The organism is Azospirillum sp. UFLA03-27 (genome assembly GCF_059803775.1).
This window is the reverse complement of sequence record NZ_JAUQTX010000292.1, coordinates 1-7,580: the sequence shown is the minus strand read 5'-3', so window position 1 is coordinate 7,580 and position 7,580 is coordinate 1. Positions and strand designations below refer to the sequence as shown.

5 protein-coding genes and 1 pseudogene are annotated in these 7,580 nt (G+C 69.4%); 2 read left to right on the top strand and 4 right to left on the bottom strand.

The window, feature by feature from the left end; all coding sequences use genetic code 11:
• Both Q4I23_RS28400 and Q4I23_RS28395 read left to right on the top strand, forming a co-directional pair.
• Window positions 1-413, top strand: a 413-nt coding sequence (locus Q4I23_RS28400) for a transposase (protein WP_498528428.1), incomplete at its 5' end; no start/stop codon positions are given.
• A gap of 99 nt (window positions 414-512) precedes the next feature.
• Window positions 513-863, top strand: a pseudogene (locus tag Q4I23_RS28395) (transposase); the annotation flags it as partial.
• Between the two features lie 164 nt (window positions 864-1,027).
• Here the strand turns inward: Q4I23_RS28395 and Q4I23_RS28390 are convergent.
• From Q4I23_RS28390 to icmH, 4 genes are all read right to left on the bottom strand, one after another.
• The gene (locus Q4I23_RS28390; protein WP_498528427.1) at window positions 1,028-1,330 is read right to left on the bottom strand and encodes a PAAR domain-containing protein; all 303 of its coding nucleotides are present in this window, start codon (window positions 1,328-1,330) and stop codon (window positions 1,028-1,030) included.
• A complete protein-coding gene (tagF, locus tag Q4I23_RS28385) occupies window positions 1,327-2,571 on the bottom strand; it encodes a type VI secretion system-associated protein TagF (protein ID WP_498528426.1) in 1,245 nt (414 codons plus the stop codon). Before tagF ends, Q4I23_RS28390 begins: the two co-directional genes overlap by 4 nt.
• Window positions 2,553-6,098: a type VI secretion system membrane subunit TssM gene (gene tssM, locus Q4I23_RS28380; protein WP_498528425.1), complete on the bottom strand. Its 3,546-nt coding sequence runs from the start codon at window positions 6,096-6,098 to the stop codon at window positions 2,553-2,555. Before tssM ends, tagF begins: the two co-directional genes overlap by 19 nt.
• 73 nt (window positions 6,099-6,171) lie before the next feature.
• The gene (icmH, locus tag Q4I23_RS28375) at window positions 6,172-7,440 is read right to left on the bottom strand and encodes a type IVB secretion system protein IcmH/DotU (RefSeq protein WP_498528429.1); all 1,269 of its coding nucleotides are present in this window, start codon (window positions 7,438-7,440) and stop codon (window positions 6,172-6,174) included.
• Window positions 7,441-7,580: the final 140 nt, after the last annotated feature.

The following is a 7,580-nucleotide window of genomic DNA, read 5'->3' as shown; positions in this document are numbered from 1 at the left end:
GTTTCCATCCTGTCCAGGCGTCTGCGGCGGCTGACCGCCCAGGACTGCAGCGCCTGACGTCTACAAACAGACACTCACAGCGCGAGTATGTTCGCGGCAGCGTGCATGCCAACTCGGCCGAGGGCTTCCACGATCGTGTCCGGCGCACGATCGCCGGTGTCTTCCATCACATCAGCCCCGACCACGCCGACCTGTATTTTGGCGAGATCGGCTTCCGCTGGTCCCAACGCACGATGGCGGGTCAGGCCCAGCGCCGGACCCTCAAGGGGCGGACGGTGATCCAAACCCTTTGGTCCGGTGTTCCCCCAGCCCTCCAGCTTCCGGCCGTCTTTCGTTACGCGGTCGGGCGCCAACTCCGGCGGACCAAGGACGGCGGGATCAGCATCCGCTCCGTCGTAGCTGTCTTTGGTTGATAAAGGCGCCGGACAGTTTCCTTCGACTTTGCGCATGTTGGGGGAGTATCCGGAATTTCGTGCTCGGCGGGGTTATCCTGAAGCGAAGGGAGCCCCTGCATGGTACGACGCAAAGAGCCCGTTATCCCGGACGCGATTCTCGACCAACTGCGGGCTGGTGCTGACGCCAAGACGGCGTTCGATCCGAACGGCTTGCTCGACCAGTTGAAGAAGGCACTGACGGAGCGGGCGCTGAAGGCGGAACTGGATCATCACTTGGCCGGTGACGAGAGCGGCAACCGTCGCAACCGCTACGGCCGCAAGACCGTGCTGACCGAGGGCGGATCGATGGAACTGGCCATTCCACGCGACCGAACGGGAACGTTCGATCCGGCGCTCATCGCCAAGTACCAGCGCCGATTTCCCGGCTTCGATGAGAAGATCATCTCCATGTACGCGCGGGGCATGTCGCAACCCCATGGACCTGGAAAACGTTCTTGGCAAATCCAGACCGATCGTCACCACTTCATCCATCGACGCCCCTCTGAGCTGGTTTCTTCAACGGCATCAGCTTGCGACCGAGTCAAAAAGGTCGAAGGGCCGTCCACCACATCAGCTCAGCTCAAGGATCAGCCTCAGCCTCCGATCAGCACGGTTGGAAGCCCGACCATGATCGTACCGCCGTGCAGCGTTGGGTCGGCCATTCGTGCTTGCGGACTGCCGCCGACCAGGACCGTGGCGCTGCCCCCGGCGATGGTGTCCGGTGGGCCGACGCAGGCCGCGAGATCGCCCATACGCGCGGCGGGCAGGCCGCCGATCAGGACGTTGACCGCGCCGGGGCCGACGATCGGTCCGCCCACATGCGGAACCGGCACCACCGCCGGAGTTGACATGGGGCACAAGTGCATGTCGGTGCTGCGCGCGGCGGGCTTGGTCATGGTGAGGCAACCTCCACCGCGACGACGGTGATGTTGTCGGGGGCACCAATCTCCCGCACGATGCCGACCAGTTGCGCAGGAAGACGGTCCACGGGCTGGCTTGCGGCGATCCGGCCGATGTCCGCGTCGGGCAGAACCTTGGTCAATCCGTCGCTGCACAGGAGGAAAAGGTCGCCAGGGGCCAATTCGCCTTGGATGACGTCCAGGAACAGGGTGTCCGCCGCGCCGACGGCGCGGGTGACTTCGTTGCCGCGAGGGTGGTGCGCGGCATCGCACGAGGCGAGGTCACCGGCTTCGACCATGGCTTGGACGACGCTGTGGTCGGTCGTGAGCTGCTCCAGCACTCCGGCCCTCAGCCGATAAAGCCGGCTGTCGCCGGCCCAGACGGCGGCGAAATGCCGCCCGAATACCAGCAGGGCCACCAGGGTGCAGGCCATCGCCGTGGGCGCGTCGTGCAACTCCGCATTGGCCGAACGCAGGATGCGGCCGACGTCGTGGAGGAGGGTTTGCGCCGATGTGGCGGGGGCGAGGGCGCCCAGCCGGCCGATCACCAGCCGGCTCGCCCGATCTCCGGCGTCCAGTCCCCCCAGCCCATCGGCAACGGCCCAGAGACCCAGGTCCGGGCGGTCGAGCATGGCATCCTCGTTCCGCGTTCGAACGGTTCCGGGATCGGTCGCGGCGGCGGAGCGGATGGGAAACAGGACGGCCCCTCCGGTGAGCATGGCGACAAAGGCCTGCGAGTCCGGAAGCCCGGTGTGGACCGTGGGCGGACGATCCGCAATCCACCACCAGGACTGGCCCGCTTCGGCCATGTGTGGCGCCGATGGAAGGTTTGTCAGGGCGGCGGCCAGCTCCTCCGGTTCTCCGCCCCGGTCCAGGACATCGAGCAGCGTGGCCTCGGCATGGTCGAACCAGCCGCTGCCAGCGCCATCGCTCGATACGGCGACCAGGGTCAGAGGGAACGCGCGCCCGGCGTTGTCGATGCTCGGAACGAGGAGACCGCACAGGGCCTGGGGGCCGGCCACGTCCGGACCCAGGGCGAAACGCCAGACGGGAGCGGCCGCGAAGACACGCCCCCAGCGCTCCTCCGGACCCCCGTCCAGCCAACACCGGCTGTCCGCGACGACCCGTGACAGCCAACCGTCCCACACCTCTCGAAAGCCCGGCGGCAGGGACCGCGCCACGAAATCTCCGCGCGCCGGCAGTTTTCCGAAAAAGCCGCTCAAAGGTTCGGAGGGCATTGGAACTGCTCCATGTCGGGCAGTGAGAAGGGATTGACGATGCTGCTCGCGCGCAGCTCGAACGAAGCCGACATGCCGCCGGCGGCGAAGGTGACGATGGCGCGGTCGGGTCCGCGCGGCTCGAACCGCGCCTCTCGGAACAGGCGGAAGACCGACCAGGGGCCGCTGGCGCTGCGGGCCTGAACCTTGTTCGGGGTGTCGGTGGTGCCGCCGGCAACGAAGGTCACGGCGGAAACGTTGGTGCTGATCGGCATCGGCCATTGCACCGTAACGCCCCGGTTGACGCCGGCCTGGAACGTGACGAGCTGCCCTTCCAGATCGATCTCCACCGTCTCGATCCGCGGATCGATGGTGCGTGGCGTGAGCGTGAACTTGACGTCCGGGCGGGGGCTGCCCGTTGCGAAGAAGGCTTCGCGGATGGTGGCGGCGCGGCGGAACTGCTCCAGCACCGGTTCGGACAGGTCCAAGTCCATGCCGCCGATGCGCTGCCAACGCCAGGGCTGGCGCGTGGTGTCCACGTACGGCTTCAGGTTCGCGTTGAAGAAGCTGTCGATCAGGCCGCTCGGCGCGAACAGACGGGCGAAGTCGTCCACCGCCGCCTCGTTCCGGCTGCTTAGTTGCAGCGGATAGCGTCCCTTGACCGCGCGCTCGCAGAAAGGCACCACGGAGGCTTGCCAGACCGTGTTGATCTGCGTGCGCAAACTGCCCAGCGCCGCGACCGACGTCTGCTGCCCCATGCCGCCGATCCAGCTTCGCAGCGGCTCCGGCAGGGTCGCGGCGGTGGCGGCGAGTTGCTGGCCCAGGCGCACGGCGGCGGCCTTGTCGCCCTCTCCCTGGCCCGGCAGGCCGGCCACGCGGCTCACCTGCTGGTAGAGGCCGTCGAGGGAGGCCAGCACCTGGTCCAGGCCCGCCGGTCCGCCGCTGCGGCCGAAGGCGAGATCGCGCAAGGTCTGGAAGCGGTCGCTGACCGGTTGGCCGGGCTTGCCGCCCGTTTTCAACCCGAACTGTTCCGCCAGCCCGGCGAGCCGTTGCCCGGCCTGGGTCTGGCCCGCGGCCTGCTGCGCGGCATCGACGGGGTTGGCCGCCGGGGGCGCCGTGGCGAGGTCCGTCTCGCGGGCCACGGCCTGGACCAGCGTGCGGACGGGAGACATCGGACCGGCCGCGGCGTTCAGAACGGTCGCGGCCTCGTCCATGCTGCGGAACCGCGCCAGCGACAGGTCGGCCAGCAACCCGTCCCAGTTCCGGGCGAACTCGTTGTAATAGAGGGTCAGCACCTCGCCCTGAATCCGCGCGACGCCGTCACGGCCGGCGGCCGCGGTCTGCGGTCCCAGCACCCAGGCGTCCCCGGCGATGCGCTCCGCAACGCGCCCGAGATTGGGCAGGAACGCCTCGTGGAAGCCCTTGTGGGTGAACAGGCCTGGCATTCCCGCCGTCAACGGCTGGTTGGACTGGCGGATGAAGACTTGCGCGCCGGCCGGGCCCGCATGGTCGATGACGCGCCATTCCGGAAGCGCCTTCTCCTCGGCGGCACGGCGGACGATGCGGTAGGCCCGCGCGGATGGAGACTCGCGCAGCAGCGTGGCGCGGACCTGGGCCACCAGCGGCTCGTCCAGAGGAAGGGCCATCGGCGGCTTCGCCAGAAGAGTGTCGAGGTGGGCCGCCAGTCGTGACCGCACGGATTCGCTGTCGGTGCCCCGGTAGGTGGCGGCCCAGTCGAGCGCCATCCATTCCTTGACCAGCGCCGCATCCAGCGTCGGCCCGTCCTTTCGCCCGACCCCGCCGAGCATCAGATACGCCTTCAATCCCTCATAGAGCAGGTCCGGGCGGTCCATGGCGCCGCGCAAACGGTACTCCATCAACAGAAGCAGGTGCGGATAGAAAAGATGGTCGAGCGCACGGTGATACGCCTCGTCCGCGGCGGGGGACAGCTTGTCGCCCTGGTGCAGGCCGAAGCGCATGGACACGGGCGTCGGCCCCGCCATCCCCTCCGTCCCGACGGTGAGTCCGCGCAACCGGTCGAGTATGTCGAGGATGAGATCCTGCTCGCCCAGCATCGGCGGATTGCCGTCCGAGGTGCCGAGAAGCGCCCTGGTCCTGTCGAGTTCCGCTTCCACACGCTCGGCCAGGGCTGTGTTCCGCTGGTAGCTGAGAGCCGATGCGCTGATGCCGGCCAGCGTCACCAGGGCCGCCGCCGCCCAAGCGCCGCGACGGACCCGGCGGTTCCGCTTCTCCACCCGCGGATCGCGCCCGACGAGGCCGGCTTCGCCGAACACGACCTCGCGCAGCAAGCGCGTCAGGAAGAAACTCCGCCCGCTCGGACCGGCGCCGGCCGGGGCCGGAGCGGTCAGGCCGAACGTGCCGGCCATGGCCGCCATGAGGCGGTCGATGGGCGCGCCGGTCTGCGTCGCGCTGGTGAAGTAGACGCCGCGCAGCATCAGCCTGGGCTCGTACCGGGACGGCTGGAAGACGGCGGTCAGGAAGTCCCCGACCGGCTCCTTCAGCGACGCGAACTGCGCCGGGAAACCGAAAACCAGGTTGCGGCGCTCGGCAAGCGATTCGGCGTTTAGGCGCTCCAGCACGCGCGTCTGCAGGCGCTCCGTCAGGGCGTCGAGGTCGGCGGGCAGGCGGTCCAGCGGGCTCGCCTCCTCCAAGGGCAGGGTGACGCCCCACACCTGCTCCCGCTCATCCTTGCCGAGATCGGCGAAGAATTCGGTGAATCCGACGACGAGGTCGAGCTTGGTGAACAGCACATAGACGGGGAGCCGCACGCCAAGCCGCTCATACAGCTGGTTCAGACGCTGGCGGACGGCGGCGGCGTGGGCGTTGCGGACCGCGGGGCTCGCGGCGCCGAGTTCCGCCAAGCTGATGGCGACCAGGGCGCCGTTGATGGGCTGGCGGGGGCGGGTGCGCTTCAGCAGGTCGAGAAATCCGAGCCATGCGCCCGCGTCGACCGCCGCATGGCTGTCCTGGGTGGTGTAGCGGCCGGCGGTGTCCAGCAGGACGGCCTCGTCCGCGAACCACCAGTCGCAGTTGCGGGTGCCCCCGACTCCGCGCACCGACGCCGACCCGTTGTCGGCGGCGAGCGGGAAGCGCAGGCCGGCGTTCAGCAAGGCCGTCGTTTTCCCCGACCCCGGCGGACCGATCAGCACGTACCAGGGAAGGTCGTAGATCGCGCCGGCGCCCTTGCCGTTGCGGCGCAGCCGGTCGAGAGCGTCGTTCAGCCGCTCCTGAAGCGTGGCGATCTCGTCTGCGGTGGCGACGGCCGGTTCGTCCGGGGAGAGCGCGGCGATGCCCTGGACCATCGCCGCCGCGCGCCGCCGCTTGCGCAGGACGGCGAGGGCGAGCGCCGCCGCCCAGGCGAGCAGCGCGACCAGGATGATCGCCAGCCGCACCGCGTCGTCTTCGAACGGGCGCGCATCGCCAACGCCGATCAGCGGACCGGCAAACCACAGGAGCGCACCCAGCAGGGCCACCCCGAGCAGGGAGAAGAACCATCGGGAACGCAACGTGGAGGCAAGGCGGCCCATCATCCGTGACCCTTTGCAATGCCGCACCCAGCCGTTGGGGAATGGGTGGGGGCGTGGTTCAGCGGTCCGCGGTTCATCGGTTTGCCACAGCGGGCGGGCTTTCAGCCCGAATGAGGATGTCCGTGCGGCGATTCTCCTCGCGGCCTTCGGCGTCGTTGTTCGACGCGACGGGCTCCAGATCGGCCTTGCCGTCCGCGGACAGGCGGGCGGGGGCTGACATCAGCCTTGCCAGATGGTCGCGCACCGCTTCGGCCCGCGCCTTGGACAGGTGCCAGTTGGACGGAAAACGGACCGTGCGGATCGGAACGTTGTCGGTGTGGCCGACCACCTGGACCAAGCCCGGTTCCCCCTCCAGTGCCTGTCCGATGCGGTCCAACAGCGCATAGGTCTGCTTCTCGACCGAGGCGCTGCCGGAGCGGAACATGCTGCCCGCGCGCATGCGGATCACCAGCCCGTCCGGCGCGTCGTGCAGGCTGACAAGCCCTTGCCGGACTTCGGGCTCCAGGAAGCCGCGGATCTGGGCGAAGGGGGGAGGCGGCGTGGGAGTGGCGATCCTCTGCGATGGCCGCGGAGTTGGATCGGCGGGGCGCTCGGCCGGTGGCGCGGAGACGCTGGCCTGAGAGGCCGCCGTCGGGCGGCTGAGTTGCGGGGGCGAGCGCGGCGGCAGCCGCACCAGCTCGGCCAAGGTCTGGTCGGTGCGGTCGTTGAGCGCGAAGGAAAAGCCGACATGCGCGGCCAGCAGCAGGGCGGCGGCACCCACCCCGATCACCCACAAGGGCACGCCCGTGGAGGTCGTGCGGTGGGGCATTGCGACCCCACGCCAACGACTGGACAGGTCGCGCTCGCTCGTCCCGCGCAGCTCGGCGATGGACCGGTAGACGGTGTCGCGGGTGCGCGCCAGCTCCGACTGGCCGCGCGGCGACAGGCGGTATTGCCCCTCGAACCCAAGGGACAGGCAGAGGTACAGCAATTCCAGAAGGTCGCGGTTGGCCGCCGGTTGGCGCATCAGGGGTTCCAGCAGCCGGTAGAAGCGTTCGCCGCCGGTCACCTCGTTGTGGAAGCTGCTGACCATGCTGGCAGCGGCCCAGGGGCTGCGGTTGCCCCAGGGGGTGTTCAGCACGATGTCGTCGATGGTCGCGCAGAGCGCGTAATGCGCGGTCCGCACCGTCTCCCGCGGGGTTCCCTGAGCCGTTGCACGGCCTTCGAAGTCCCGGAGCGCGGCGACGGTCTGGGCGCGCACCTGCTCGATCGGCACGGACATGCTGGCCGTGCGCAGGCGGGAAACGAGGCCGAGGAGCGGAGCCGCGGCGGCGGCCAGCGGGTTGACGCCGGTGTGGGGCAGCGCAATGGTCTCGCCGGCCGGTGAAGCCGGAGCGCGCCCCTGTTCGGCAGCGGCGTGCAGCCGCCCCCGGAAGCCGCCCTGGGAGCCGCCGGACGGGCCGGGCGGGGCCGCGCCCGGTTGCGGGCCTGTCTCTTATACAC